A 26009-nucleotide genomic window follows, 5' to 3' on the forward strand; every position below is an offset into this window, starting at 1 on the left:
GCTTGTCCGCGACCACCCCGAAAGGCAATCGCTAATTTCATTTCCCAAAGGAACCCGGACACCCAAAAGGTGCCACGGGGAATTGGCATTTGACAATGTGCACGCTGTTGAGTTCTCAAAGATCGGACGCTCCCAAGCGCTTGACTCTCTGAGAGAGAAGCAGTTCGGGGCAACTTTACTATCTTATCACTCTCTGCATCCTTGTCAAATCGAGGCATTCGAGGCAGTTGAAGAGTCGCCAAGAAAACCCGAACTGACTGTTGCGGGAGTGGTTTTACATCTTACGCTCGCAAGCAGAGATTCCCTAAGGAATGACTTGCTTGTTTGCGGGGGATGGCCCCCACTTGAGGCCCGGAAGCTCTGCGGCTTTCCGGCACCTTTGGGGTGACGAGTAGTTACTCTATGGGGGTTTTGGCGATGATGCAAATCGAGCTGATGAAGCCCGAAATCATGCGCCACAACCGGCGTGTCTCAGCTACCTCGATAGGTCGAGTAACCGAACGGGCTGAGCAGGAGCGGGATGTGATAGTGCTCGCCCGGGTGTGCGAGCTCGAAGGTGATCGACACTTCGGGGTACATCGTCTGCCTGTTCTGCGCACCGAAATAGGCCCCGGTGTCGAACGTCACCCGGTAGCGACCGGCGGGCAGAGCAACGGGGCCGAGGGAGGTTGCGCGGCCGTCGGCGTCGGTGGTGGCGGATGCAACGGGCATCCACTCACCGCCGGTCTGTGATTCGAGAACGAGCTCCACTCCCCTGGCAGGCCTGCCCGTGGTCGAGTCGAGCACATGAGAGGTCACATGGCTGCGTTCGGTCATTTCTGCAACTCCTGGCTCTGTGACGACTCGGCGTCGATCTCTTCTGCGACCGCCCGGAGCCGGAGCATCGTGATGTCCCGCAGTTCGCTGGCGACGATGCCCACCTCAGTCTCGGGGTCGAGCTCGAGACGACGGGTCAGTTCGCCGAGGATCTCCGCCCGGGAGCGACCCTTGGCCCTGATCAGGAAGACCCGGCCGAATCGCTGTTCGTAGGAGGCATTGCAGCGCGCTATGGCTGCGTTGACCTCGACGTCGTCTGCGTCGACCGAGGACTGTTCTGACTTCGAGAAGGCCTGGGCTGCACCCTGCCCTGCGTGCTTCTCACCGATGCGTGGATGATCGGCAAGCGCTTCGTCGATCTCTGGTTCGGTGAGCGGGGTTGCCGCATTCCGGGCTGCGTCGAGAAGCTGATCGACAGAGTCGAAAGGGGCTTGCCCTGCAACGTCGTCGACCCACCGGTTCACGTTCAAGCAGCCACGAAGCCGCGAACGGAGTTCGTCAGTCGTCAGGTTCAGCACAAGAGCCTCATGACCTCAGTTTATCGGCCCCGGATACGATGGGCGGATGAGCTCAGCAGCAGCGGAATCGGCACCGGCGCAGGTCGCGGGCCTCGTTCTCGCAGCGGGGGCGGGACGCCGGTTCGGTGGCCCGAAAGCGCTGGCTCGCACCGCCGCGGGTGAGGCCTGGGTGGTACGCAGCACGCGCACGCTCCAGGCTGCCGGATGCTCACCTGTCGTCATCGCCGTCGGTGCCGATGCCGACAATGCCGTAGCCGTAATCGGAGAAGAGTTCGGCGCTGACACGGACGTGCTCATCGTGGTGGTCGACGACTGGGTATCGGGCATGGCCGCTTCGCTTCGTGCGGGAATCGCCGAGCTTGCCACGCATGCACCGGTGGCGGCCGGCCTGATCGTGACATTGGTCGATCTGCCAGACCTGCCCCTGTCGGCAGTCGAGCGCGTGATCGCCCGGGCATTCGATACGCGGGGGGCACAGCACGCCCTGGTTCAGGCTGCGTACTCGGGTGCGCCCGGGCATCCGGTGTTCATCGGCAGGGCGCACTGGGGGGCGCTGGCTGCCGGATTGTCTGGCGATGCCGGGGCGAAGAACTATCTCGCCGAGCACAATGCCGTGTCGGCTGAGTGTGGCGAGCTGTGGGACGGAACCGACGTCGACTACAGCGGCACCCCGGACGACGTCGCGCCCGGCACCGGTGGATAGCGCAGACGCAGCAGACGGCGTTGCGGTTCGGAGTCGGTGAGCTGGAGGGCCCGCTGCGCGGCAACGGAGGCCTCGGCGGCGGCACCCTGGCGCGCCAGGAGCTCGGCGCGGGTGGCGTGGAACCAGAAGTACGAGTCGAGCCCGGCCAGCGCATCGACCTCGGCCAGGGCCTCGGCGGGAAATCCGCTCTCGGCGAGTGCCGCTGCCCGATTCAATTTCACCACCGGGTTCGGGTCGATCGTGGCAAGAACGTCATACCAACTCAGGATCGCGAGCCAATCCGTCTCCGAGGGATCTGCAGCCAAGGCGTGGCACCCGGCGATTGCCGCCGTCACGGCGAACCGTGCGGGCTGACGAGGGCTGTGTGTGATGGCGGCGGCGGCGAGCGCCACCCCCTCGTTGATGAGGGCGGAGTTCCAGAGCGCGCGATCCTGGTCGGCCAGCAGCACCACGTCTCCATTCGCGTCGAAGCGGGCTGGCAGGCGCGAGTGCTGGAGGAGCATGGTCGCGAGAAGGCCTTCGACGGCTGGAGAGCCGGGCAACAGAACGGTGAGCAGGCGCCCAAGACGGATCGCCTCATCGGCCAGGGCACTGCGCAGGGCCGGCCCGTCGGAGAGCGAGGCATACCCCTCGCCGAAGAGGAGATAGACCGTGGTCGTGACTCCGTTGACCCTGTCGGGAAGTTCGTCGGGGCCGGGCACGACGTAGGGAATGCGAGCCTTCGCGATCTTCGTACGAGCCCGGGTCAACCGTTTGGCCATCGTCTGCTCAGAGACGAGGAGGGAGCGGGCGACTTCGGCAACGGTGAGTCCGCAGAGTACGCGCAGACTGAGCGCGACCTGGGCCTCGGTCGACAGGGCAGGGTGGCAACAGGTGAAGATGAGTCGCAGTTGGTCGTCTTCGAGATCGTGGGGTGCATCATCCGGAGCCGCTAGGGCAGTCATGATGGTCGCCTGCCGTTCTTTGTCGAATCGCGTCTTCTCGCGGCGGAGGATGTCGATGGCGCGACGCTTTGCTGAGACGAAGAGCCACGCTCTGGGGTTCTCGGGCACGCCGTCGCGGGTCCATGCCTGAAGTGCTCGGAGCGACGCGTCCTGCACGGCGTCTTCAGCCAGCGTGAGGTCGCCGAGTTGACGAGTGAGGGTCGCGACGACCCGGCGCCCCTCGCTTCGGAGGAACTCGGCGAGCGCCAGGTCGGCTTGCATCGCGTCTGCGGGCATCGCGTCCGCGGCCATCGCGTCCGTGGGCATCGGCTCGCCGGGGATCCCGCCGGATCCCACCACGTCGGAGGACACTCGAGCGTCGGGTCGGAGAGGAGCGCTGCTCATCACCGACCCGACGCCCGGGGTGGTCTCGCCGGTTGTCACGACATGAGTGGAAGGACCGGCCTGACCTCGATGGCCCCGTTCCAGGCACCGGGGATGGTGGCGGCGTGGCGGATCGCCTCATCGAGGTCTGCGCATTCGAGCAGGTAGAAGCCGGTGAGTGCCTCTTTGGTCTCGGCGTAGGGGCCGTCGCTCAGCACCACGTCCCCGCCCTTGCCTCCCTGAACGGTGACGGTGGTTGCGGTCGCCGTGGGGTAGAGCGCAGCGCCGCCCCGGATGACGGCGGCAGCGCTCTCGCTGAAGGCCATGTACTCCTTCGTTTCGTCAGCGTATTCGGGCAGCGACCAGTCGACATCGGCTGAGTAGATGATGGCAGCGTAGAGAGGCATGAGTACTCCTAGGTTCGGTCGAGCCAGCCCGGATGGTTGGCTCTACTGTAGGAACGATTGGAGTGCCACCGAAAGGACACGGCGGCAAGAAAATTCGTGTCGGGCACAGAATATTTCGATTCGGGCCGGTCTGAGGCAGGAGAAGCGCCCACTCAGACCGTCGGCTCGAGCTCCCCGAGGTCGCCGTAGAGCCGGTTGATCGACGAGATACGCGTGCGGCTGCCCGTTGCGGCGACACCGAGAGTTTCGCTCGCGAGGAGGGCGACCAGGCTGTTCGCCGCCGCATAACTGTCGAGGGCCGACACGCTGTCGACCGGGCAGTCGAGCCAGACGCTCGCGTCGTCGGCAAAGCGGCCCGCTGAGGAATCGGCGATCAACACCAGGGGAACGGCGCGGTGCCGTACAGCATCCACCACCCGGGTGAACCCGCTGGGCCTGCGGCGGAAACCGACGATCACCACGGCGTCTTCGGGCCCGAGGCCGGCGAGTTCTTCACCGATCGACTGCGCGGGCTGCGGCGCCAGGCGAACGTCGTCGAGTCCTTGGATGAGCTGTTGGCGCAGATGAAGGGCCACCGGATACGAATTCCGCAGGCCGATCACGACGACGCGGCGTGCTGCGGCGAGAATGCGGGCGGCTTCGGCGACTCTGCCGTCGGTTACAGCGAGCAGTGCGGTGCGGATGTTCGACAGCTCCTGCTCGATGTGAGAGTTCAGTGCTGCGCTGGTACCGGCAGGCAGCCCCCCTTCTGCCTGCGGCTCACCGAGCGAGATGCCGCCGATCGGAACGCCCTGGTTGCGGAGGGCCCTGGCGTGGTCGCGCACCTCCTGGGCATCGCTGAAGCCGAGGCTGCGGAAGAGCCGCGAGACCGTTGCCTTGGACACGCCGCTGAGCCGCGCGAGCTCTGAGGCGTTGTAGACGGCGAGGTCGGCCAGATGATCGAGGATGAAGTCCGCCGCGCGCTGTTCCTGTGGCGAGAGGTCGCCGTATGACTCGTCGATGCGCTGGCCGATCGGTGCGGCGGGAGCCAGGGTCACAGGGTCGCACCAGCCAGCGAGAGCACGGCGGATTCGAACGCATCTGTGGCACTGGCGACGTCGGCCGCTGTGACGTGCTCGTCGGGGTGATGGCTGACTCCCCCGCGACACCGGATGAACAGCATGGCAATCTCGGTGAGATCGCCGACAGCCATGCCGTCGTGACCCGCACGGCTCAGCAGGAGCTGCGCGTCTTTCTGACCGGTCGCGGCGATGCCCACGGCGATGGCCTCACGCAGGCCAGGGCTGCAGGCGACCGCAGGGGCATTGTGCGTCTGGCGAATGTCGAGAGTCAGCCCGCGGGAGTGACAGATCTCCGTCATGATGGTGGACAGCCGTTCGAAGACGGCATCGCGTTCGGTGTCGAATTCTGCGCGCAGGTCGAGGCTCAGCTCCACGCGACCCGGAATGACGTTGACCGCGTTCGGGAAGACGTCGAGGTGCCCGACCGTCGCGATGAGGCCGGCATCGCGAGCCGTGCGCTCGATGAGCGTGACGATCTCGCTGGCACCAGCCAGGGCATCGTGCCGACGGTCGAACGGTGTGCCGGAGTGGCCGGCCTTGCCCGTCACCGTGATGGCGAAGCGGCGGGCTCCGGCGATGGAGGAGACGATTCCGAGTGCCTGGTCGGCTTCCTCCAGGTACGGGCCCTGCTCGATGTGCGCCTCGAGGTAGCCGATGAGATCGTCAGAGCCCCTGGCCGCATCGCCCAGGTTCTCTGGGTCGAGCCCGAAGGCCCGGTAGGCATCGCTGAGGGAGATTCCGTCGGCATCGCTGAGGTCGAGCCAGTCGCGGTCGAAGGTGCCGGCGAGTGCGCGGGAGCCGAGGAGTGCGCGGCCGAACCGGGTGCCTTCTTCGTCGCCGAACGCGACGACCTCCAGGGCGAAGGGCAGCTCTGTGCCGCTGGCGTGGATCCGGTCGACGGCGGCGATCCCAATGAGCACCCCCAGGATGCCGTCGTAGCGACCGGCGGAGGGAACGGTGTCGAGGTGAGAGCCGAGGAGGAGCGCGGGCAGGCCCGGCGTTCGCCCCTCGAGTCGCCCGCACTGGTTGCCAGCAGCATCCTGCCAGGTGCGCATGCCGGCTTCGATCATCCACTGGGCTGCGAGGGCATTGACCGCACGGTGTTCGTTCGAGAGGTAGACCCGCTTGATCAGCCCGCCGGGGAGCGTGCTGTGGGCAGCCAGTTCGTCGCAGCGAGCCAGGATCGAGAGCGCGCTGGTTCGGTCGATCGCCGCGCTGGCGGATGGTACCGATACAGTCTGGCCCTGCTGCACTAGAGCGCCAGGCTCTCGGCGAGCGCCGGCGCGACCTCCGGCGTGGCGGCCGCAACAGGGCCGCCAGACTCACTGGCGTAGAAGTCGTACGCGGCCCGCACACCAGAACCGCCGACGACGTTCGCCCCGGCACGCCGAAGAACCTGCTCGAGCGCCGAGAGCGTCGTGAGCACAGTGTCTTTGCGGGCGTTGTAGCCCATGGTGCCGATGCGCCAGACCTTGCCGTGAAGGGGGCCGAAACTCGTACCGATCTCGATGCCGAAGTCGTCGAGCAGTTCGCCCCGCACGGCGTCGCCGGAGACACCGTCGGGGATGAACACGGCGGTCACGTTGTTCATCTTGTGCGACTCGTCGCCGAAGATGGTGAGGCCGAGGCCGCGGAGGCCTTCGAGCATGGCTCCGCCGTGCATCCGGTGCCGTTCGACCGCCTCATCGATACCCTCTTCGACGAGCAGGCGCGCGCATTCCCGCGAGCCGTAGAGCATGGTGGTGGCCTCGGTGTGGTGGTTGAGGCGCTTGACACCCCAGTAGTCGAAGATCATGGCGAGGTCGAAGTAGTTCGAACGGATCGGGGTCGCGGTGACCTCGTCACCCTCTGACCGGATGCCCGCCTCGATGCTCTTTCGGGAATTGACGAGGTCGACGGCCTTCGCTGAGAACGTGGCCGGCGCAGAACCGGAGGGGCCGGCGAGGCACTTCTGGAGGCCAGCCGTCACGGCATCGAGGCCCCAGGCGTCGGCTTCGAAGGTGTTGCCGGCGAGCGAGGCGGTGACGTCGGTGTAGAAGATGACGTCGTGCGCGCGGCAGATCGCGCCGAGCTCGTCGAGGGGCTGAGCCATGGTGGTGGAGGTGTCGCCGTGCACGACCGCGAGGATCTTGGGCTGCGTCTGGATGATGGCTGCCTCGATCTGCTCCGGAGTGAAGACCGTGCCCCACTCAGCCTCGATCACGTGGACCTCTGCACCGCAGCGCTCGGCGATCTCTCGAAGGAGGTGGCCGAAGCGGCCGAAGACTGGCACGAGCACTCGGTCACCCGGCTCGATCATGCTCACCATCGCGGCTTCGATGCCTGCCCGGGAGGTGCCGTCGATGAGCAGGGTCTGCTCGTTCTGCGTCTTGAAGACCTGGCGATAGAGGCCCATGGTCTCGGTCATATAGGCCGTCATTGCGGGGTCGTACTGGCCCACCAGCTGGGCCGACATGGCGCGGAGTACCCGCGGGTCGGCGTTGATCGGGCCCGGGCCCATCAGCAGGCGGGAGGGAGGGTTGATGGGCAGGCTGGCGATGGGGTGCTCCTCGGGGCGCTACGGGTGGGTGTGATCCAAGTGTTTCAGGGTTCCAGTATACGCAACAAGTGTTTCAGGGATGTTGCAGGCCGCTGGGTGAGTGGCGCGGCGCGCAGCGTTGCGTATTGAAACGATGTCGCGAGGGGGTTCCGATACGGCGCGCTGCGCGAGCCTACTCAACCGGCGTGGCGGGGGACCCCGTCGAAGTCGGAGACACGGATGCGCGCGTGCACGCCCTTGACGATGTCGACGACCTGGGAGATGTTGAAGTCGGTGGCCGCGCTGAGGTAGGCGTAGGCGAGGTGCGAGTCCATTCCGTAGCGGGCGCCCAACAGCGAGATCGCCGCCCGCACGCAGTGCTGCACGGCCTCGTCGAGGTCGAGGCTCATGCCGGTGGGGACGAGGAAGTCACGGGTCTCGGCGAGGGGGCCGATGAGGCGGCCGAACTGCTGCAGGGCATCCGCCTGGGGAACGACCTCGAAGCGCACCGTCACGCGGAGCGAGGCCTCCATGGCGGTGAGGGCGACCTCCCCATCGCCCTGGGCGAAGTGCGGGTCTCCGACGTACGCGAGCGCGCCCGCGACCTGGACCGGAAGGTAGAGCGAGTTGCCGGCGGTGAGGAGATTGATGTCGATGTTGCCCCCGTGCGGCCCCGGCGGAACGGAGTGCGGGCGGGTGTCGCCCGAGACGGCTACGCCCATGATGCCGAGGAACGGCGCGAGGGGGAACCTCACGAGCTTGGGTCCGCCGTGCACGAGGGGCAGGGTGCCCACCCGGGTTCCATCGGCGTCTTCGTCGACCTCGGCGTACGCACTCACCGTCTCGAGCCCTTGGGGATACTCACCCGGCAGGGCACCCTTGGTGTGGCGGTTGGAGATGACGCCGTAGGGCACTCTCGGCAGCGCTTCGACGAGGGTCATCTTGAGCAGATCGCCGGGCTTCGCCCCCCGCACGCGAATGGGCCCGGTCACGACGTGGGGCCCGTCGACGGCGCGATCGCGAGGGTAGTCGGAGGCCGCGATGGCGATGGCGTCGTCGAGAACGTAGTGCCCGTCCACCCCGTGGCCACCGAAGAACCGGCGCGGGTCGCGACCCTGGTCTTCGAGGATGCCCTCGTGACTCAGCGTGTCGATGGTGACGTCATCACCCGATTCGATGTCGAGCACGGCCTCATCGGCGGCGCAGGGCAGCCTCCCCCAGAGCACATTCCGGCCTGTTGCAGGCAGATAGTGTTGTGAACGGATAGGGCCGTTCCCGGGCTGGAGTGGTTCGAGGATCATCAGGGGATCTGCCTTCCGTCAACGATTCGAGAGTACCGCCCTGCGACACCGGCCCGCGGCAGCGGCCCCGTCGCACCACTGACACTGCATACTGACCGACTGACCGACCCCCGCCGTGGCACCGGCCCGCGGCTCGCCACACACCATCACCCCCACACAGCAGAGGACCCTTTGTGATTCGACGACTCAGCTCCAACCCCGAGAACCTGCACCTCGGCCTCATGCTCGCCCTCACCTTCTCAACTGGCGTCGTCGACGCCGTCGGTTACCTCGGGCTCGACCGGGTCTTCACCGGCAACATGACAGGCAACGTCGTGATTCTCGGCATGGCCCTGGCGGGCGCGGATGGCCTTCCGATCATCGGGCCGGTCATCGCGTTGCTCAGCTTCATGCTGGGCGCTGTGATCGCGGGGCGGATCCTTCGCCCGATCAAAGCCGGCTGGACCCACCGCAGCACCTCGCTGCTGACGACGGTCGCCGTCATCATGGTCGGCCTCGCGATCACACTGCTGATCTACGGTGGCACACCGCCGAAACCGCAGGAGTACATCGTGACGCTCTTCCTCGCGATCGCCATGGGCATTCAGGCCGGCACGGCGCGGCACATCGGCGTGAAAGACGTGACAACCGTTGTGGTGACCTCGACGATCACCGGTTTCGCCGCGGATTCGCGCCTCGCCGGAGGGAAAGGCCAGCCCTGGTTCCGCCGCGCAGCGGCGATCTTCCTGATCGCGCTGGGAGCCGGAGTGGGCGCCCTGCTGCTGCGACTCGGGCTGGGCTGGGGAGTTTCGCTCTCTGCGCTGATCACCGTGGCGGTCGCCATTCTCGGGCACGTCGGCGCTCGCCAGCACGCCACAGCAGGCTCAGACGCGAACTGAATCCGCCCCGGCCTGTCGTGGCCGCAGACTCCGCAACTGGACGGAGACGCACGCGCCAGTGAAGCCGAGTCTCACGCACTCGCCCGTCTGCGGCACTATGCCCGGATGATGCTGAACGATGACCTGGGTGCCGTCGACGAGGAGCACGCTCGTGAGTCTCGTCGAGCCCAAAAAACTCGAACCGACGACAACACCGTTCACAATTGCGTCAATTCTGGAGGTCGTCCCGCTCGGCGCCGCTTCGCCGTGTTCAGGCGGGAGAAGCACGATGTCTTCCGGCCTGACCAGGGCGAAGGCCGGCCCCGGCGGCGCCACGGGAGTGAGAAGCGGGATCCACGCTCCATAGACCTCGACGAATCCCCCTCGAACCTCACCGGGCAACCGGTTGACCTGGCCGACAAATTCGGCGACGAACGCATTCGCCGGCTCCCGGTAGATCTCCTCCGGCCGCCCGATCTGCTCCACGCGGCCCGAACGCAGCACAACGACGCGGTCAGCGATCGCCAGGGCATCATCGTGGTGCTGGGTGGCGAGAATCATCGTGATGCCGAGCTCGGCATGGATGCGGCGGACTTCTTCCCTCAGCAGAACGCGGGACCGGGCATCCACTGAACCGAATGGCTCGTCGAGCATCACCACCTCGGGCCTTGATGCCAGAGCTCGTGTGACGACGTCGCGCAGATGCCGGCACGCACTCTCCGGAGCCAGGAGCGTGTTCCGGAAACGGGAATCGGTGATCAGCTCGCACTGGTGCCCGCCTCTGTGTCGGGCTCCGCCCACGTGGGCCGGTTCGGCCCCGATGAGCACTTCGCCGCTGGTCGGGCTCTCGCGGCCGGCGATGACGCGGAGCACGGTGGACTTGCCTCCACCGGCAGGCCCGAGCAGCGCGATGATCTCACCGGGTTCGACGCTCACCGTGAGGCCGTTGACCGCAACCACTCCGGAGCGATAGCGCTTGACGAGATCGGTGAGCTGGACTGCCGAGCGCGAACGGGTACTGACCATCGCCATCGCCTGTCACCCCACCCCACTGCCGACCAGCGCGTACGAGACCTCGCGCGCTTGTCAGACGAACCTACGAGCACGACCTCGTCGGGGGCAGCGAATCGGATGGACGCCCTGTGAACAGCAGATGAATGCTGGCTATGTCAACCGCAGCCGCTGGCAGTGGCCGCAGAAGTGCGAGGAACGATTCATGAACGACTCACGGATGATCGGCCGCCCACACCGCGGGCACGGCTTGCCCTGCTGGCCGTAGGCGTTCAGGCTGTGCGAGAAGTACCCCGAAGCGCCGTTGACGTTCACGTACTGCGCGTCGAAGCTCGTGCCGCCTTCGGCAAGGGCCTTGGTGAGCACCAGCCGCACCTCAGCCAGCAGCAGGCGTGCCCGGCGAGTGGTGAGTGTCGCCGTGGGCTGGGCATAGTGCAGCTTCGCCGCCCAGAGGGCTTCGTCGGCGTAGATGTTGCCGATACCGCTGACCAGCGTCTGGTCGAGCAGGGCCCGCTTTATTCCCGTCGACTTTCGAGCGAGGGAAGCCAGGAAGGCAGACTCGTCGAAGGCGGGGTCGAGCGGGTCGCGGGCGATGTGGGCGACCTGCGACGGGATGAGGTTCGCCCAGGCAACGGCATCGGAGCCACTCGTCCGAGCCTCGCCTGGCGTGACTCCGGCCGCCGGGTTCACCAACCCGGAAAAACCCGCGGCGGCACCGTCGCTGGTCGGAACCATCGTGTCGACCGCCATCGAGCCGAAGATGCGCTGGTCGACGAAGTTCACCCAGAACTCCCCGAACGAGGGATGCTCGATGCCCAGCCTGATGCGCAGCAGTCCGCCTTCGGCGAACCCGGGCTCGCGAAGCAGCACTTGCCCGCTCATTCCGAGGTGGGTGACGAGGGCGCGACCCGAGCCCAGCGGGAACCACAGGAACTTTCCGCGGCGCACGGCGGCGAGCATGCGCTGGCCGGTGAGCTGTTCAGCGAACGCGCCCCCCAGCGGGCTGTGGCGCTTCAGGGAACGCGGTTCGAACACCTCGACGCCCGTCACAAGCGAGCCGGAGACCGCTCGTTCGAGCCCGGCGCGAACGACTTCGACCTCGGGGAGTTCAGGCACCGGGAGCCAGCAGTTGCTGGGCCAGTCTGGCGGCAGCCGATTCGGCTTGTTTCTTGCTCGACCCTTCGCCCGTTGCCGTGGCGAGGGTGCCGACGGTCACGGTGGCAACAAAACTCTTGCGATGGTCGGGGCCACTCTCGGAGACCTCGTACACCGGGGCTTCAGCGCCGAGCGTGGCGGCAAGCTCCTGGAGCGTGGTCTTCGGATCCATCGACTCGCCGAAGGTGTCGGGGTTCTCGATGAGGGGTTCGACCAGGCGCAGCACGAGGGCGGTAGCGGTGTCGGCTCCGACACCGAGGTAGGTCGCGCCAATGAGGGCCTCGACGGTATCGGCGAGAATCGACGCCTTGCTGCGGCCGCCGGTGAGGTCTTCGCCGCGACCGAGCAGGATGAACGGGCCGAGGCCGATCGTCTTGCCGATGCCTGCCAGCGCCACAGTCGAGACAAGGCTTGCGCGGCGTTTGGCCAGGTCGCCTTCGCCGAGTTCGGGGTAGCGGTTGTAGAGCATGACCGTGACGGCCTGGCCCAGGATGGAGTCGCCGAGGAACTCGAGGCGCTCGTTGGTGGGAACCCCGCCGTGTTCGTACGACCACGACCGGTGGGTGAGCGCCAGGTCGAGCAGGTCATCGGGGATCTCGACCTGCAGGGTCGCCAAAAGGTGCGAACGCGCGGGTGACTTCGTGACTTTCGTCATGAATTCACCTCACCCGGCCACACCAATTGGTCGTGCAGAGTTCGAAACCCACCGGTGCAGTTTCGCACCGTGCCGCCCCAGGGGCGAACTGTCGGATCAAATGTCGGCGACTTTGCGGCCCTTGTACTCAAGGAACAGCGCGGTGCCGGCGGAGTCTTCAACAACCTTGGCGCGGTGCGGCAGGCTGTACGTGGTCTTGCCGTTCTCGACGGTCTTGACCAGGGTCGGCGCGGTGGCCTTCCACTGTGCGCGGCGCATGCGGGTGGAAGCCCGCGACATCTTCCTCTTTGGTACAGCCATCAGCTAACTCTTTTCTGTCTCAGGTACGTGGCCGCCGGGCGTTGTTTCGCCTTCGGTGGCCGTGTCGGCAGTGGCCGACAAGTCTGTGGAAGCTTCTGACCCCGCAGATTCTGATGAATCGAGCAGCCCGGCGAGGGCAGACCAGCGGGAATCGAGATTCTGCTGCGGCGCCCGGTCAGGCAGATCTTCCAGTCGCTCGCCCGTTACGGGGTCGAGGCCTGGGCAATCCGGCCGACAAACCGGTTGGAACGGGAGTGCGAGAACAACCGCATCCCTGATCAGTGGTTCAAGATCGACATGGTCGTTCTGAACCTCAAAATCAAAAGCTTCGTCACGAGAATACGCGAAAAGCTCCGCAAACTCGACTCGAACGGGTAAATCGATGTCTTTGAGGCATCTGCCGCAGATTCCGCTGGCAGTTCCCCGGACCTCGGCGGTCACCAGAATGCCGTCGTGGAGGGCCTCGAGGCGCACATCGGTCTCGAGAACACTGCCTGCCTGCACGGCTACCAGGCCTTCGCCCAGCTTCTCAGGCACGACGAGGTCGAGCTGTCGCTCACGCATCTCGCCGGGCTGGTGCATCAGGTCCCAGACGTTCAGCGTGAACGGAGTTATGTTGAATTTGCTCACGGGGAATGAGTTTACCTGCGGATCGGAGGTCACGGGGCGGTCGTCGGGTTGGCCTCAGTGATTGCGTCGGATTCGGCTCGCAGGGCATCCACCACAGTACGCACGGCGAGGCGCTCGGCCCGGTCGGGTCGCATGAGGGCGTAGATGTGCCGCTCGGCACGCACGCCGGAGAGAGGCTTGAGGGAGATGCGCTGGGACATGGCGCTGGAGGTCAGGTAGGCGCCCCCTGCGGTGTATCGCGGCAGGATGGCGACACCGAGGCCCGCTGAGACGAGAGCCTCGGTCACGCGGGTGTCGGCGAAACGCTGAACGATGTTGACAGGCGCACCGGCCGCCGCCGAGATGTCGTAGAGCGTGCGCTCGAACGGGTACCCCCACGGCACGCCGATCCACTGCTCGCCGATCAGGTCTGCTGGCGTGACGCTGGCTGCAGAGTCGAGCGGATGCCCGAACGGCAGCGCCACGTCGAGGGGCTCTGTCATCAGGTGCACGATGCTCAGGCCCCTGCCGAGCCACATCGACGGCGGGCGGGTCGGCGCATGGGCGATCACGATGTCGAAATCGTTGGTGAGCTCGGGGAAGGCCTCGGAGATGGGGTCACGGTCGTTTGCGTGAAGCGTGAGGCCGCTCTGCCGGGCCAGGCGGTGCAGCACGCCAGGGAGCATCATCTGGCCGCCGGTGGGGAAGGTGGCAAGGGAGACCTCTCCGGTGGGATCGTGGCGGAACTCGTCCCAGAGGGCATCCGCACGCTCGATCGCCACGGCGACGTCGGCGGCGCTTCGGGCGAGGGCGCGACCGGCATCGGTGAGCACGATGCCCCGGCCCGCCTTCTCGGTCAGCGGCAGCCCGGCCTCGCGCTCGAGGACTCGGAGTTGCTGTGAGACCGCGGAGGGGGTGCGGTGCGTGGCCTTTGCCACTTCGGTGATGCTCCCGCGCTCGGCAAGCTCACGAAGCAGTTCGAGCCGGCGCACGTCCATGAAGCCACGCTACAGCGTCAGCGCAGCACTGTGTTGGTGGGTTCGCGCATCTCCCCCGCATCTCTCCTGCGGGCCCACGCGGCGCGCTGATGCCCCCATCGACTTTCCCGTTCGTGCACGATATTTCGAAAAAAGATGCACATTCGGGAGAGTCGATGGGGTTTCCGCTCGCTACGCGAAGACGGCAGTGAAGGCCTCGTCGTAGATCGCGAGCGCGCGAGCGACCTCGGCGTCGGTGACGACGCACGGAGGGACCACGTGGAGGCGGTTGTCGGCGAAGAAGGGCAGCAACCCGAGCGAGAGCAGTTTCGCCTTGAGCACGCCGATCGTGGCCAGCGAGAGCGGCTCACGGGTGACGGGGTCGGCCACGAGGTCGAGCGCCCAGAAGACACCGAGGCCGCGCACCTCACCGATGGCGTCGTGCTTCTCCGCGAGCGCCCTGAGGCCCGGCCCGATCACGTCGGCCCCGACCCGCGCCGCGTTGTCGACGATGCCCTCGTTCTGCATCGCGTCGAGTGCACCGACGATCGACGCCATGGCGAGTGGATGCCCGGAGTAGGTCAGCCCGCCCGGGAACACCTGCTCGTCGAAGACATCCGCGATGAACGGCGGAATGATGACGCCGCCCACCGGCACATAGCCCGAGTTCACTCCCTTGGCGAAGGTGATGAGGTCGGGGATCACCGTCTCGCCGCCCTCGCTGAGCGACTGGAAGGCGAACCAGCCGCCGGTTCTGCCGAAGCCGCACATGACCTCGTCGAAGATGAGAACGATGCCGTACTTGGTAGCGAGGGCACGCACGCCGGCGAGATACCCCGGCGGCGGAACAAGCACACCGGCGGTACCGGGAATCGTCTCGATCAGAATGGCCGCGATCGACGACGGCCCCTCGGCCTGGATGACTCTCTCGAGGTGGTGAAGAGCCCTGGCCGACTCTTCTTCGGGGGTCATCGACCAGAACTCCGACCGGTACGAGAACGGGCCGAAGAAATGCACGTGCGCCCTGGCGTACTCGTTCGGCACACGACGCCAGTCCCCGGTGGCCACGACGGCCGAACCGGTGTTGCCGTGGTACGAGCGATACGTCGAGAGCACCTTGTCACGGCCCGTGTACAGACGCGCCATGCGCATGGCGTTCTCGTTCGCATCAGCTCCCCCGTTGGTGAAGAAGACCTTGCTGAACTCGCTGCCCGCTCGCTCGAGGATGCGCTGGGCCGCCTGCCCGCGGGCGAGGTTCGCGTGGGCCGGCGCCACCGTGGCCAGAATGTCGGCCTGCGCCTGGATTGCGGCAACCACGGCCGGGTGCTGGTGCCCGATGTTCACGTTGACGAGCTGGCTCGAGAAGTCGAGCAGTTCATTGCCGTCGAAGTCCCAGACGGTGCTGCCGAGACCGCCGGCGATGACCATGGGCTTCAGGGCTGCCTGCGCAGACCAGGAGTGGAAGACGTGCGCGCGATCGAGTTCGTAGGCGAGCTGCCCGTCTTCGGGTGAGAGGTTCACGGTGTGGTGCCTTGTCTGTTCGTCTGAGTGGTGCCGCTGGTTGAGTAGCTCCGAAAGGAGCGTATCGAAACCCGCCCACTGGACGACAGTCTGTGTACGGGTTTCGCACGCCTCGCGCCGCGCTATGAGCGGAGTGGCCGTTCAGGCCACCCCGCCGCGCTCGCTTACTTGCCGCCCTCGGTGAGGGTGACGGTGATCGGTTTGAAGGACGTGCCGGTGGTGTCGACACCGTCGGCCTTCAGCGCGTCGAGCGCCTTCTGCACGTAGGTGTTGTCGTACGCGTCTGCATCGGGTGCCTTGGTGATGACTGTCGTTCCTTCGAGGTTCTTCGCTGTCATGGCGACATCGACGGTCTGCTTCCAGGCCGCGGTGTCGATGATTCCGATGCCGTCGGGTGACGGCCAGATCAGCTTGTTGATCTCGTTGGTCTGCCACAGCTGGTGGCTGGCGCCGAGCTGCGAGCCCTTGGCCACCACGATGTCAGCGGCCTTCTCGGGGTTGTCGCGGGCGTAGATCCACCCTTTCAGTGCGGCAGTGAGGAACTTGACCGTCGTGGCTTGGTACGCCTCGTCGCTCTTCAGCTTCTCGGTGTTCGCCCAGATCGCATCCTGGAGCATTGCCGTTCCCTCATCGTTCCAGTTGATGACGTTGAGGTCACTGGGCTGGTAGAGCTTGCCGGTTGCCGGGTTCATCGTCTCGAGGATCTGCGCGTACTCGTTGTACGTCATCGCCTGCGCCGCATCGATAGAGCCGTCGAGAAGACCGGCCTCGTCGAAGTTCTGCTGCACGAGAGAGACATCTTTCGCCGGGTCGAGGCCTGCCTTGGTGATACCGGCGAACATCTCGAACTCGTTGCCGTAGCCCCAGTTGCCGACGACCTTGCCCTTCAGGTCGGCAGCCGTTGTGATGTTCTTGGCCGCCATGGAGACCTGCAGGGTGCCTGACTTCTGGAGGATCTGGGCGACGTCGGTGATGCCGGCGCCCTGTTCACGGGAGGCGAGGGCCTTGGGGACCCAGGCCACGGCGTAGTCGACCGCGCCATCGGCGAGCTGGGTCTGCGGAACGATGTCGGTGCCACCTTCGACGATGGTGACGTCGAGGCCCTGGTCCCTGAAGTAGCCCTGGTCGAGCGCCGCGTAGTACCCAGCGAACTGCGCCTGGGTGAACCACTGCAACTGGAGCTTCACCGGAGTGAGGGCACCTGCTGTCGCCGAGGGTGCCGGTGTGCTCGACGAACTCGAGCAGCCGGAAAGCACGAGTGCTGCCGACGCGGCGAGGGCCGCCACGCCGAGGGTGATGCGTTTGCTGTGTTTCATCTGTTCCTCCATCAGATCGGTGGTGCAGTGGTGCTGTGGGTGTTGCGGTCTGGGTGGTGCGGTCTGGGTGGTGCGGTCTCGGGGATGTTCTGGTGTCTGCCGCAGGCGGGCTAGGCGCGCCGCCGGGTGGCAAGCCGCTCGAGGAGGAGGCTCGCGCCGTAGAAGACGAGCCCGAGCACGATCGCTCCGAACACATAGGCCCAGGCGCGGGGGTAGGCGCTGTTGGCTGCAGCAGACGTGATGCGCGAACCGAGGCCGTTCTGGAGCCCGCCGAAGTATTCAGCCACGATCGCGGAGATGACACCGAGAGGTGCGGCGATGCGCAGGCCGGTGAAGATGAACGGTACGGCGCCCGGCAAGGTGACCGTGCGGGTCAGTTGCCAATTGGATGCTGCATAGGCCCGCATGAGGTCACGGTGCACCGGTCTCACCTGGCGGAGCCCCCGCAGGGTGTTGATGAAGATGGGCGCGAAGACGACGATCAGCACGACGATACGCCTGGGCGTGTCGGAGGTGGAGCCGAACATCGTGTTCAGGATGGGTGCGACGGCGACAATAGGCACGACGGCGATGCCCGCGACGATCGGCACGATCATCCGGTCGAAGATCGTGAGGCGCGAGGCCAGGAGTGCCAGCACGACCGCGAGCAGGCCGCCGACGACCACACCGATCAGAGCGTTCAGGCCAGTCGCGAGCATCGACGACCAGAGCAACGGAAAGACCGTGACGAGTTGTCCGGCGATGTCGGTCGGGCTCGGCAGCAGATAGGGCTTGATGTCGAACACGAGCACGGCGAGCTGCCAGAGCAGGAGGAACGCGAGCCCCAGTACGAGCGGAGGCACGATCGACCTGGCGATCCACCGGCCACCCTGGCCGCGCGTGGCACCGCCTGCTGCGACCGGCGACACCGATTCGCCGGGAAGCGCCGCGACCACGGGAGAAGAGGGCCCGGCAAGCGCTGTGACCCGTTCACTGGTCATCGGAGATCAGCCCCCAAGGGAGCGGCAGCCCGGCCGTGCAGCGCCTCGCGCACGGCGATGACGCCGGCGTAGTAGGCGGGGTTCTCCCTGAGGACCTCGCTACGCTCGGTGCCGGGGCCCAGGTCGATGTCCACGATGTCGACGATCCGCCCGGGCCGGGGCGACATGACCACGACACGGTCGGAGAGGAAGACCGCCTCGGGGATCGAGTGGGTCACGAAAACGACAGCCGCGCCTGTCTCGGAGCAGATGCGAACGAGCTCCTGCTGCATGCGCTCGCGGGTCATCTCGTCGAGCGCGCCGAACGGTTCGTCCATCAGCAGGAGCTTCGGGCGCTCGGCGAGCGAGCGGGCGATGGCGACTCGTTGCTGCATACCGCCGGAGAGCTGGTCGGGGAAGCGCGACCGGAAGTCCGTGAGGCCGACGAGTTCGATCAGCTCCTCTGCCCGCGCGGCCCGCTCGGTCTTGCCCACGCCGTGCAGTTCGAGCGGCAACTCGATGTTCGCCTGGACCGTGCGCCAGGGAAGCAGCCCAGCGCTCTGGAAGGCGATGCCGTACTCCTGGTCGATACGCGCCTGGCGGGCTGTCTTGCCGAACACCGTGATGTCGCCGCTGGTCGCAGAATCGAGATCGGCGATCAGACGAAGCAGCGTGCTCTTGCCACACCCGGAGGGCCCGATCAGCGAGACGAACTCGCCGGGAGCAACCGAGAGGTTGATGTCGTCGAGCGCCCGGACTTCGGCACCCCTGGCGACCTGGAAGATCTTGTTCGCGCCGCTGACAACGATGGCAGGCTCGACGATGGCCGGACCTGGCGCGCTCGATGCGGCCGGGGGCTGTGTGCTGTCGGTCACGATGACGCCTCCTGGCGGTTGAAGCGTTTGAGGGCGAGCCCGAGCAGTGCCACGAGCCCGGCGGATGCCAGTCCGAGAATGACCGCGCCGGCAATCGGGACGTAGGCCTTGGCTGGGTCGGAGGTTCCCGATTGGGCGAATTCGATGATCATGCGCCCGATGCCCCCCTTGTACCCGGTGGAGACCTCGGCGACGACCGTGCCGACGATGGCACTTGCAGCGCCCAGACGGAGTGCCGGGAGCAGGAAGGGCACGCTGGCGGGCAGCCGAAGTCGCAGCAGGGTCTTGAACCACCCGGCGTTGTACGTGTGCATGAGCTCGACGTGGATGGTGTCGGGCGACTGCAGGCCGCGGAGGGCACCGACCGCAACCGGGAAGAACGCGAGGTAGGAGGCGATGACGGCCACCGACATCCACCTGTCCCAGGAGAAGGCACCGATCTGGATCTTTCCGCCCCAGGCGACGATCACCGGAGCAAGAGCGATCAGCGGCACCGTCTGGCTCAGAATGAGCCACGGCAGAACGGCACGCTCAGCGACCTGCAGTCGTTGCATGAGCAGCGCCAGCAGGAACCCGACCACAGAACCGATCGCCCAGCCCACAGCAGCCACGCCGAGGCTGGTCAGAGCAGCGGCAACCACCGCGACCCAGACCGCCTGCGACCCGGCGGAGGAGTTCACGGGTTCGAGTGCGCGCTGCACCATCGCGAGCAGGTGAGGCATCGAGCGGTCGTCCGTTCGCGGCAGGATGCTCGTGTCGAACACCTGCACTCCCGAAGCCGGTCCGAAGGCCTTGTACCCCTCCCACAGCACGACGAGCACGATCAGGCCGACCAGACCCCAGACGACGGCGCTGAGGCGCGCCGAACCTCTCGACTCTGGTCTGCCCGCGGCCCGATCGCTCATGCGGTAGCCGTGATGTGGTCTCTGAGGGCCGGGATGACCGTCTCGCCGTAGACGCGCAGCGTCTCTTCTTTGTTGTCGTGCTGCAGGTACCCGGCGAACTGGTCGACACCGAGCTCCTTGAGTGCCTTGAGCTTCTCGATGTGCTGTTCGGCCGTGCCGAGCAGGCAGAAACGGTCGACGATCTCATCGGGCACGAAGTTCGCATGCGTGTTGCCCGCCTGGCCGTGCTCGTTGTAGTCGTAACCTTCGCGCGCCTTGATGTAGTCGGTGAGGGCTGTGGGTACCGACGAGTCGGTGCCGTACTTCGAGACGATGTCGGCTACATGATTGCCGACCATGCCACCGAACCAGCGGCACTGCTCCCGCATGTGCTCCCAGTCATCGCCGATGTACATGGGGGCGGCTACGCAGAACTTGATCGACATCGGGTCGCGACCCACGTTCTCGGCCGCTTTGCGAACGACCCCGATCATCCACTCGGCGATGTCGAGGTCGGCCAGCTGAAGGATGAAGCCGTCACCGACTTCACCGGTGAGCTTCAACGCGAGAGGCCCGTACGCAGCGACCCAGACTTCGAGTTCGGAGCCGCGGCTCCACGGGAACTGCACGGTGGCCCCGTTGTATTCGACAGGCCGGCTGTTCGCGAGCTCGCGGATGACATGGATCGACTCGCGCAGGGTCTTGAGCGTCGTGGGCGCGCCGTTGGTGGCACGCACCGCCGAATCGCCCCGGCCGATGCCGCAGATGGTGCGGTTGCCGTACATCTCGTTCAGTGTGGCGAAGATCGACGCGGTGACCGTCCAGTCACGGGTCGCGGGGTTCGTGACCATGGGACCCACCTTGATGCGATGGGTCTCGTTCAGGATCTGGCTGTAGATGACGTACGGTTCCTGCCACAGCAGGTGCGAGTCGAAGGTCCACGCGTAGTCGAACCCGTGCTGCTCGGCGAGTTTGGCAAGCGCCAGCGTGCGCGACGCCGGCGGGTGCGTCTGGAGGACTGCTCCGAATTCCATGGGGTGCTTTCTGTTCATGTGAGGTTTCGATACGGGCTTCGCCCTACTCAACCAGCGATCTGGACCGCCATTCGAGGGGTGAGACGTCACGCCGGGCGGGGACCGGCGGGACAAGAAGAACCTAAATCAGGTACTGGCTGAGGCCGCGCTTGAAGTACTTGCCGTCACCTTTCGTGCCGAGGTACTGGTTGTCGTCGACGATGACCTTGCCCCGGGAGATCACGGTGTCGACGTGCCCGTCGATCTCGAAACCCTCCCAGGCGGCGTAGTCCATGTTCATGTGGTTCTTCTTGCCCTCGCCCATGCCAATGGAGGTGTGGCCGTTGGGGTCGTAGATGACGACGTCGCCGTCGGCCCCCGGCTGGATGACGCCCTTCTTGCCGTACATGCCGAACATGCGTGCCGGGGTGGTCGAGGTGAGCTCGACCCAGCGCGGCAGGCTGATCTCCCCCATCACCACACCCTGGTAGATGAGGTCCATGCGATGCTCGACCGAACCGATACCGTTGGGGATCTTCGAGAAGTCCCCGAGCCCCATGTCTTTCTGGCCCTTCATGCAGAATGGGCAATGGTCGGTGGAGATCACCTGAAGGTCGTTCGTGCGGAGCCCCTGCCACATGTGGTGCTGGTGCCCCTCGGCGCGGGAGCGCAGCGGTGTCGAGCACACCCACTTCGCGCCCTCGAAATCGCCCCACTGCTCACTCGTGGCGCCCAGCTGCTCTTCGAGCGACAGGTACAGGTACTGCGGGCAGGTCTCAGCGAACACGTTCTGGCCTCGATCGCGGGCGACAGCGATCTGCTCGACGGCCTGCTTGGCACTCACGTGCACGATGTACAGCGGTGCGCCGGTGAGGTTCGCCAGCATGATCGCCCGGTGGGTGGCCTCTTCTTCGGCCTGCCAGGGCCTGGTGATGCCGTGGAAGTACGGCGCGGTGTCGCCGCGCGCAATGGACTGCTGCACGAGCAAGTCGATCACGCTGCCGTTCTCGGCGTGCATCATCATCAGGCTGCCGTTCTCGCTGGCGCGCTGCATCGCCTTGACGATCTGGCCGTCGTCGCTGAGGAAGACGCCCTTGTAGGCCATGAAGAGCTTGAAGCTCGATACGCCCTCGTTCAGCAGTTCATCCATCGCGGTGAGCGAACTGTCTTGCACGTCGCTCAGGATCTGGTGGAAGCCGTAGTCGATCGCGCACTGGCCGGCAGCCTTCTGGTGCCACAGGGTGTACTGGTCGAGGATGTTCTCACCCGCGTACTGCACGACGAAGTCGACGATGCTCGTTGTACCGCCCCACGCCGCCGCACGGGTGCCGGTCTCGAACGTGTCGCTGGCCTCCGTGCCCCCGAACGGCATCTGCATGTGCGTGTGGGCATCAATGCCACCGGGGATGACGTACTTGCCCCGCGCGTCGATCACCCGGTCGACGCTGCCTGCGAGGTCGAAACCCAGGAGCGTCGAGCCGGGCGCGAGCACGGCGGCGATGGTCTCCCCGTCGATCAGCACGTCGGCCGTGGCCGTTCCCGTGGCGTTGACAACTGTTCCGTTGGTGATGAGGGTCTTCATCGCACTGCTCCTTCGATCATCGCTGAGTGAGGCCGTCGAAATCATGCTCGGCAGAAAGGATTCAGCCGAGGAGACGGTTTCGATACGCGCTGTGCGCTACTCAACCAGCGTCGGGGGGTAGGTGTCTACGGCTTGGGGATCGAGGTGTACGTCTCCGGCCTGCGGTCACGGTAGAACTGCCAGTTGTCGCGCGCTACCCGCACCAGGCCGAGGTCGAGGTCGCGGATGAGAATCTCCTCGTTCTCGCCACTGCCGTATTCGCCGACGATATTGCCCTGCGGGTCGGCGAACTGGCTGTTGCCGTAGAAGTTGACAGCGAGGTCACCGTACTCGTTGTCTTCGAGGCCGACGCGGTTGGGAGCGGCGACGAAGTAACCGTTCGCGCCGGCAGCAGCGGGCTGCTCGAGCTCCCACAAACGGTTGGAGAGACCCGGCTTGGTGGCATTCGGGTTGAAGACGATCTGAGCCCCGTTCAGACCGAGTTCACGCCACCCCTCCGGGAAGTGCCTGTCGTAGCAGATGTAGACGCCGATCGGACCGACCGCGGTCTGGAAGACCGGGTACCCGAGGTTCCCCGGGCGGAAGTAGAACTTCTCATAGAACTTCTCGACGTGCGGAATGTGGTTCTTGCGGTACTTGCCCAGAATCGTTCCGTCTGCGTCGACCACGACAGCGGTGTTGTAGTAGACCCCCGGCATGTCTTCTTCGTAGATGGGCAGCACCATCACCAGGTTCAGCTCCTTCGCGAGCGCCGCGAACTTCTGCACGATCGGGCCGTCTGCCGGTTCGGCATAGGCGTAGTACTTCGCGTCTTCGGTGATGCCGAAGTAGGGGCCGTAGAAGAGCTCCTGGAAGCAGATGACCTGGGCCCCGTCGGCCGCTGCATCGCGGGCGAACTGCTCGTGTTTGGCGATCATCGACTCTTTGTCGCCCGTCCACGTGGTCTGGGTAATTGCTGCTCGAATGACCGTCATCTGTGTATATTCCTCTCAAACCCGGTTTTGTTATTATTCGTGCTGAACATTTCTCTCGTGTTTCAGCGTGTGACGTGAGCGTAAATAAGTCAAGAGGTGTGCATGATCGAGCAGATCGTCGCGGCTGTGGAGAACAAGTCGCCCGAGGGTATCGCTGCCGCTGTCTCGCGCCTAATCCGCACGGGCGGCATTGCCTCGGGCGACAGGCTTCCCACGGTGCGCGACCTCGCATCCGGGCTCGGTGTGAGCCCCGCCACGGTCTCGAACGCCTGGCAGGCCCTGGCCGGAGTCGGCCTGATCACCTCGCGAGGCCGCGCAGGCAGCTTCGTACTCCAAGCGAGCACCCGGTGGATGCCCACCCACTTCGCAGAGCTGGCAGGCTCGCACGTGCAGAGCAGGCTCGACCTCTCCACCGGCACGCCCGATCCGGAGTTGCTTCCCGATCTCGCAGCGGCCTTCCAACACCTCCCCACCCGCGCAGACACGACCAGCTACCTCACTGTCAGGGTGCTGCCGGAGCTCGAGAGGCTCCTCCGGGCATCCTGGCCCTACAGCCCGGAATCGCTCACCATCACCGACGGTGCCCTCGACGCCATCTCCCGTTCACTGGAGGTGGTGATCCGCTACGGAGACCGGGTCGTCATCGAAGAACCCGGCTTCCCTCCCTTTCTCGATCTGCTCGAGCACCTCGGCGCCGAACGTGTCGCGGTGCCCATCGACAGGCACGGCATGCTGCCCGGCCCGTTTGCGGCGGCGTTGCGGTCGAACCCGGCAGCAATCATCCTGCAGCCCAGGGCACAGAACCCGACCGGCGCCACGATGACCGAGGAACGCGCGCGTGAACTCGTGGGCCTGTTGCGGTCGCATTCGCACCTGACCGACCCAGTGATCATCGAAGACGACCACTCTGGCGAGATCAGCGGGGCACCGGCAACGAGCCTCGGCACCTGGCTGCCCCACCGCACGCTGCATGTTCGCAGCTACGCCAAGTCGCACGGCCCCGACCTGCGAATCGGTGCTCTCGCCGGGCCGGCGGCGCTGATCGACCGCATTGTGGCGAGACGGATGCTCGGGCCGGGCTGGACCTCGAGAATGCTGCAGGTGATCCTCTACGAGCTCCTCACGGCGCGCGAGTCTGTCACGCAGGTGTCGGCGGCCCGTCGCACGTACCAGCTGCGCCAGATCGAGCTCGGCACGGCGCTGGCCCGGCACGGCGTGGAGTTGGACACGGCAGACGGCATCAATCTGTGGCTGCCCGTTGCCGACGAGAAGGCGGCGATCGTCTCGCTGGCTGCGAGCGGGATCCGCGTCGCTGCCGGAACCCCGTTCCTGGCGAATTCGTTCACCGAGCAGGCGGGGCTGGCTGCCGGCCAGCACGTGCGGGTCACTGCGGGGCTGGTGCGTGACGAGTTCGACGACGTCGCGACCCACCTGGCGAGTGCAACCCGCGCCTGACCGCGGAACCCCTGCTGCGCTTCGCCCCAGCGCGTTCCGCCGCAGCGCATTTCACCGCAGCGTATTTCACCGCAGCGTACTTCACCGCAGTGCGCTTCACCCCAGTGCGCTCCACCCGGCCGGACTCCTCCCCCGGCCCTTCGTGCTTACGAACGGTGTGCCCCCCGCCGATCGAACAGGTTCTCCCAACCACGCTGGCTGGCGGCCATGAGCCTCGTTAGGGTGGGGAAATGCGATTCGGGATTGTCATCTTGCCCCAGGACCCCTGGCCGCAGGCTCGCCGAAAGTGGATGCTCGCCGACGAACTCGGTTTCGACCACGCGTGGACGTACGACCACCTCTCGTGGCGCAGCCTCGCCGACGAACCGTGGGGCGCAACCGTGCCGACGCTCACGGCTGCCGCGGTCGTCACCGAACGCATCCTGCTCGGCACGTTTGTCTCCTCGCCCAACTTTCGACACCCGGTGCCGTTCGCGAAGGAGCTCGCCACACTCGACGACATCTCAGGCGGCCGGATGCTCGTGGGCATCGGCTCCGGAGGAACGGGTTTCGACGCCTTCGTGCTGGGCCAGCCCGCGCTGACGCCCCGGGAGCGGCACGAGAGGTTCGCCGAATTCGTGGGGGGTCTGGACGCGCTGCTTCGGTTCGAGCATCCGGATGCCGATGGGGCCGTCGATGGCACTGATGCGGGCACGGGCACTGGCACTGGCACTGGCACTGGCACTGGCACTGGCACTGGCGACACTACTGGTGCCGGAGTGGGCGCAGGCATCAGCTTCACCGGCTCGTGGTTCACCGCCCACGAGGCACGGATGGTCGGTACTCCGGCACAGCAGCCGCGGGTGCCGTTCGTTCTCGCAGCCAACGGCCCGAAAGGCCTGGCGCTCGTCGCGAAACACGGCCAGGGGTGGGTGACCACCGGCGCTGACGGCGCGGTCGGCGAGGAGTGGTGGTCGGCGGTGCGCGAGCTCGGCCTGCGCCTCGACGACGCCGCAGGGAAGGCCGGGCGCGACCCCGCCACAATCGACCGCTACCTGTCTCTCGATTCTGGCGGGCGGTTCTCGCTCGAGAGCGTGGCGGTGTTCGACGAGCTGGTGGGCCGGGCATCCGATCTCGGATTCACGGACGTGATCAGCCACTGGCCGCGCGCCGACGGCATCTATGCGGGGCGCGAAGACGTACTCCTCGAGGTCGCGTCACGCCTGGCGTGATTCACGCAGCCCGCTTGCGCGAGA

At 66.1% G+C, this 26009-nt stretch carries 26 protein-coding genes; 4 read left to right on the plus strand and 22 right to left on the minus strand.

The window, feature by feature from the left end; all coding sequences use genetic code 11:
• Positions 1 to 471: 471 nt before the first annotated feature.
• Together uraH and uraD are read right to left on the minus strand one after the other, a co-directional pair.
• On the minus strand, positions 472 to 816 hold the full coding sequence (gene uraH, locus JOE66_RS12875) for a hydroxyisourate hydrolase (protein WP_205110023.1): 345 nt from the start codon (positions 814 to 816) through the stop codon (positions 472 to 474).
• A complete protein-coding gene (gene uraD / locus JOE66_RS12880; RefSeq protein ID WP_205110025.1) occupies positions 813 to 1334 on the minus strand; it encodes a 2-oxo-4-hydroxy-4-carboxy-5-ureidoimidazoline decarboxylase in 522 nt (173 codons plus the stop codon). The genes uraH and uraD overlap by 4 nt, the downstream gene beginning before the upstream one ends.
• Before the next feature lie 46 nt (positions 1335 to 1380).
• Here uraD and JOE66_RS12885 point away from each other — a divergent pair, with 46 nt between their 5' ends.
• Positions 1381 to 2037, plus strand: a complete 657-nt coding sequence (locus JOE66_RS12885) for a nucleotidyltransferase family protein (RefSeq protein WP_205110027.1) — start codon at positions 1381 to 1383, stop codon at positions 2035 to 2037.
• On the opposite strand, the gene JOE66_RS12890 is transcribed toward JOE66_RS12885, so the two are convergent.
• From JOE66_RS12890 to JOE66_RS12915, 6 genes are all read right to left on the minus strand, one after another.
• Positions 1992 to 3404 (minus strand): sigma-70 family RNA polymerase sigma factor, encoded by a 1413-nt coding sequence (locus tag JOE66_RS12890; RefSeq protein WP_307827192.1) that lies wholly within the window; start codon positions 3402 to 3404, stop codon positions 1992 to 1994. The genes JOE66_RS12885 and JOE66_RS12890 overlap by 46 nt on opposite strands.
• Positions 3401 to 3751, minus strand: coding sequence for a YciI family protein (locus tag JOE66_RS12895; protein ID WP_205110029.1), 351 nt, complete (start codon positions 3749 to 3751; stop codon positions 3401 to 3403). The genes JOE66_RS12890 and JOE66_RS12895 overlap by 4 nt, the downstream gene beginning before the upstream one ends.
• Positions 3752 to 3903: 152 nt before the next feature.
• Positions 3904 to 4788 (minus strand): MurR/RpiR family transcriptional regulator, encoded by an 885-nt coding sequence (locus JOE66_RS12900; protein ID WP_205110031.1) that lies wholly within the window; start codon positions 4786 to 4788, stop codon positions 3904 to 3906.
• Positions 4785 to 6065 (minus strand): allantoate amidohydrolase, encoded by a 1281-nt coding sequence (locus tag JOE66_RS12905; RefSeq protein WP_307827193.1) that lies wholly within the window; start codon positions 6063 to 6065, stop codon positions 4785 to 4787. The genes JOE66_RS12900 and JOE66_RS12905 overlap by 4 nt, the downstream gene beginning before the upstream one ends.
• Positions 6065 to 7312 carry a pyridoxal-phosphate-dependent aminotransferase family protein gene (locus JOE66_RS12910; RefSeq protein ID WP_205110033.1) on the minus strand — a complete coding sequence of 416 codons (1248 nt, stop codon included), beginning with the start codon at positions 7310 to 7312 and terminating at the stop codon, positions 6065 to 6067. Before JOE66_RS12910 ends, JOE66_RS12905 begins: the two co-directional genes overlap by 1 nt.
• A 215-nt stretch (positions 7313 to 7527) precedes the next feature.
• On the minus strand, positions 7528 to 8631 hold the full coding sequence (locus JOE66_RS12915) for an acetamidase/formamidase family protein (RefSeq protein ID WP_205110035.1): 1104 nt from the start codon (positions 8629 to 8631) through the stop codon (positions 7528 to 7530).
• Between the two features lie 173 nt (positions 8632 to 8804).
• On the opposite strand from JOE66_RS12915, the gene JOE66_RS12920 reads away from it, so the two are divergent.
• Entirely contained in the window at positions 8805 to 9509 is a 705-nt protein-coding gene (locus tag JOE66_RS12920) for a YoaK family protein (protein ID WP_307827194.1), read from the plus strand.
• Here the strand turns inward: JOE66_RS12920 and JOE66_RS12925 are convergent.
• The 14 genes from JOE66_RS12925 to JOE66_RS12990 all read right to left on the minus strand — a co-directional run bounded on the left by JOE66_RS12925 (position 9495) and on the right by JOE66_RS12990 (position 23319).
• The gene (locus JOE66_RS12925) at positions 9495 to 10514 is read right to left on the minus strand and encodes an ABC transporter ATP-binding protein (protein WP_205110037.1); all 1020 of its coding nucleotides are present in this window, start codon (positions 10512 to 10514) and stop codon (positions 9495 to 9497) included. The genes JOE66_RS12920 and JOE66_RS12925 overlap by 15 nt on opposite strands.
• 138 nt (positions 10515 to 10652) lie before the next feature.
• The gene (locus JOE66_RS12930; RefSeq protein WP_205110039.1) at positions 10653 to 11615 is read right to left on the minus strand and encodes an Fpg/Nei family DNA glycosylase; all 963 of its coding nucleotides are present in this window, start codon (positions 11613 to 11615) and stop codon (positions 10653 to 10655) included.
• Positions 11608 to 12309: a ribonuclease III gene (rnc, locus tag JOE66_RS12935; RefSeq protein WP_205110041.1), complete on the minus strand. Its 702-nt coding sequence runs from the start codon at positions 12307 to 12309 to the stop codon at positions 11608 to 11610. The genes JOE66_RS12930 and rnc overlap by 8 nt, the downstream gene beginning before the upstream one ends.
• A 96-nt stretch (positions 12310 to 12405) precedes the next feature.
• Entirely contained in the window at positions 12406 to 12609 is a 204-nt protein-coding gene (gene rpmF / locus JOE66_RS12940; RefSeq protein WP_205110043.1) for a 50S ribosomal protein L32, read from the minus strand.
• Between the two features lie 3 nt (positions 12610 to 12612).
• Positions 12613 to 13239 (minus strand): YceD family protein, encoded by a 627-nt coding sequence (locus tag JOE66_RS12945; protein ID WP_307827196.1) that lies wholly within the window; start codon positions 13237 to 13239, stop codon positions 12613 to 12615.
• A 29-nt stretch (positions 13240 to 13268) separates the two neighbouring features.
• Positions 13269 to 14216, minus strand: coding sequence for a LysR family transcriptional regulator (locus JOE66_RS12950; RefSeq protein ID WP_205110045.1), 948 nt, complete (start codon positions 14214 to 14216; stop codon positions 13269 to 13271).
• Positions 14217 to 14387: 171 nt separating this feature from the next.
• A complete protein-coding gene (locus tag JOE66_RS12955; protein WP_205110047.1) occupies positions 14388 to 15716 on the minus strand; it encodes an aspartate aminotransferase family protein in 1329 nt (442 codons plus the stop codon).
• A gap of 164 nt (positions 15717 to 15880) precedes the next feature.
• Entirely contained in the window at positions 15881 to 17032 is a 1152-nt protein-coding gene (locus tag JOE66_RS12960; RefSeq protein WP_205110048.1) for an ABC transporter substrate-binding protein, read from the minus strand.
• A gap of 110 nt (positions 17033 to 17142) precedes the next feature.
• Positions 17143 to 18012: an ABC transporter permease gene (locus JOE66_RS12965; protein WP_205110050.1), complete on the minus strand. Its 870-nt coding sequence runs from the start codon at positions 18010 to 18012 to the stop codon at positions 17143 to 17145.
• Positions 18009 to 18866, minus strand: a complete 858-nt coding sequence (locus JOE66_RS12970; RefSeq protein ID WP_372435494.1) for an ABC transporter ATP-binding protein — start codon at positions 18864 to 18866, stop codon at positions 18009 to 18011. The genes JOE66_RS12965 and JOE66_RS12970 overlap by 4 nt, the downstream gene beginning before the upstream one ends.
• A complete protein-coding gene (locus JOE66_RS12975) occupies positions 18863 to 19771 on the minus strand; it encodes an ABC transporter permease (protein ID WP_205110052.1) in 909 nt (302 codons plus the stop codon). The genes JOE66_RS12970 and JOE66_RS12975 overlap by 4 nt, the downstream gene beginning before the upstream one ends.
• A complete protein-coding gene (locus JOE66_RS12980; protein WP_205110054.1) occupies positions 19768 to 20784 on the minus strand; it encodes a TIGR03842 family LLM class F420-dependent oxidoreductase in 1017 nt (338 codons plus the stop codon). Before JOE66_RS12980 ends, JOE66_RS12975 begins: the two co-directional genes overlap by 4 nt.
• A 121-nt stretch (positions 20785 to 20905) precedes the next feature.
• A complete protein-coding gene (gene hydA / locus JOE66_RS12985) occupies positions 20906 to 22345 on the minus strand; it encodes a dihydropyrimidinase (protein ID WP_205110055.1) in 1440 nt (479 codons plus the stop codon).
• 125 nt (positions 22346 to 22470) lie between these two features.
• Positions 22471 to 23319, minus strand: coding sequence for a nitrilase-related carbon-nitrogen hydrolase (locus tag JOE66_RS12990; protein WP_205110056.1), 849 nt, complete (start codon positions 23317 to 23319; stop codon positions 22471 to 22473).
• A gap of 102 nt (positions 23320 to 23421) precedes the next feature.
• On the opposite strand from JOE66_RS12990, the gene JOE66_RS12995 reads away from it, so the two are divergent.
• Positions 23422 to 24774, plus strand: coding sequence for an aminotransferase-like domain-containing protein (locus tag JOE66_RS12995; RefSeq protein ID WP_205110057.1), 1353 nt, complete (start codon positions 23422 to 23424; stop codon positions 24772 to 24774).
• Positions 24775 to 25004: 230 nt separating this feature from the next.
• Positions 25005 to 25985 (plus strand): LLM class flavin-dependent oxidoreductase, encoded by a 981-nt coding sequence (locus JOE66_RS13000; RefSeq protein ID WP_205110058.1) that lies wholly within the window; start codon positions 25005 to 25007, stop codon positions 25983 to 25985.
• Positions 25986 to 26009 lie beyond the last annotated feature (24 nt).

The sequence above is a fragment of the Subtercola frigoramans genome (assembly GCF_016907385.1).
Lineage (GTDB): Bacteria > Actinomycetota > Actinomycetes > Actinomycetales > Microbacteriaceae > Subtercola > Subtercola frigoramans.

Excerpts from the sequence above, each read along its gene's own strand:
- JOE66_RS12910 (WP_205110033.1), bottom strand. The coding sequence starts at position 7,312 with ATGGGCCCGGGCCCGATCAACGCCGACCCGCGGGTACTCCGCGCCATG.
- JOE66_RS12950 (WP_205110045.1), bottom strand. The coding sequence starts at position 14,216 with ATGGACGTGCGCCGGCTCGAACTGCTTCGTGAGCTTGCCGAGCGCGGG.
- JOE66_RS12895 (WP_205110029.1), bottom strand. The coding sequence starts at position 3,751 with ATGCCTCTCTACGCTGCCATCATCTACTCAGCCGATGTCGACTGGTCG.
- hydA (WP_205110055.1), bottom strand. The coding sequence starts at position 22,345 with ATGAAGACCCTCATCACCAACGGAACAGTTGTCAACGCCACGGGAACG.
- JOE66_RS12915 (WP_205110035.1), bottom strand. The coding sequence starts at position 8,631 with ATGATCCTCGAACCACTCCAGCCCGGGAACGGCCCTATCCGTTCACAA.
- rnc (WP_205110041.1), bottom strand. The coding sequence starts at position 12,309 with ATGACGAAAGTCACGAAGTCACCCGCGCGTTCGCACCTTTTGGCGACC.
- JOE66_RS12975 (WP_205110052.1), bottom strand. The coding sequence starts at position 19,771 with ATGAGCGATCGGGCCGCGGGCAGACCAGAGTCGAGAGGTTCGGCGCGC.
- JOE66_RS12965 (WP_205110050.1), bottom strand. The coding sequence starts at position 18,012 with ATGACCAGTGAACGGGTCACAGCGCTTGCCGGGCCCTCTTCTCCCGTG.
- JOE66_RS12885 (WP_205110027.1), top strand. The coding sequence starts at position 1,381 with ATGAGCTCAGCAGCAGCGGAATCGGCACCGGCGCAGGTCGCGGGCCTC.
- JOE66_RS12980 (WP_205110054.1), bottom strand. The coding sequence starts at position 20,784 with ATGGAATTCGGAGCAGTCCTCCAGACGCACCCGCCGGCGTCGCGCACG.
- JOE66_RS13000 (WP_205110058.1), top strand. The coding sequence starts at position 25,005 with ATGCGATTCGGGATTGTCATCTTGCCCCAGGACCCCTGGCCGCAGGCT.
- rpmF (WP_205110043.1), bottom strand. The coding sequence starts at position 12,609 with ATGGCTGTACCAAAGAGGAAGATGTCGCGGGCTTCCACCCGCATGCGC.
- JOE66_RS12990 (WP_205110056.1), bottom strand. The coding sequence starts at position 23,319 with ATGACGGTCATTCGAGCAGCAATTACCCAGACCACGTGGACGGGCGAC.
- JOE66_RS12960 (WP_205110048.1), bottom strand. The coding sequence starts at position 17,032 with ATGAAACACAGCAAACGCATCACCCTCGGCGTGGCGGCCCTCGCCGCG.
- JOE66_RS12925 (WP_205110037.1), bottom strand. The coding sequence starts at position 10,514 with ATGGTCAGTACCCGTTCGCGCTCGGCAGTCCAGCTCACCGATCTCGTC.
- uraH (WP_205110023.1), bottom strand. The coding sequence starts at position 816 with ATGACCGAACGCAGCCATGTGACCTCTCATGTGCTCGACTCGACCACG.
- JOE66_RS12995 (WP_205110057.1), top strand. The coding sequence starts at position 23,422 with ATGATCGAGCAGATCGTCGCGGCTGTGGAGAACAAGTCGCCCGAGGGT.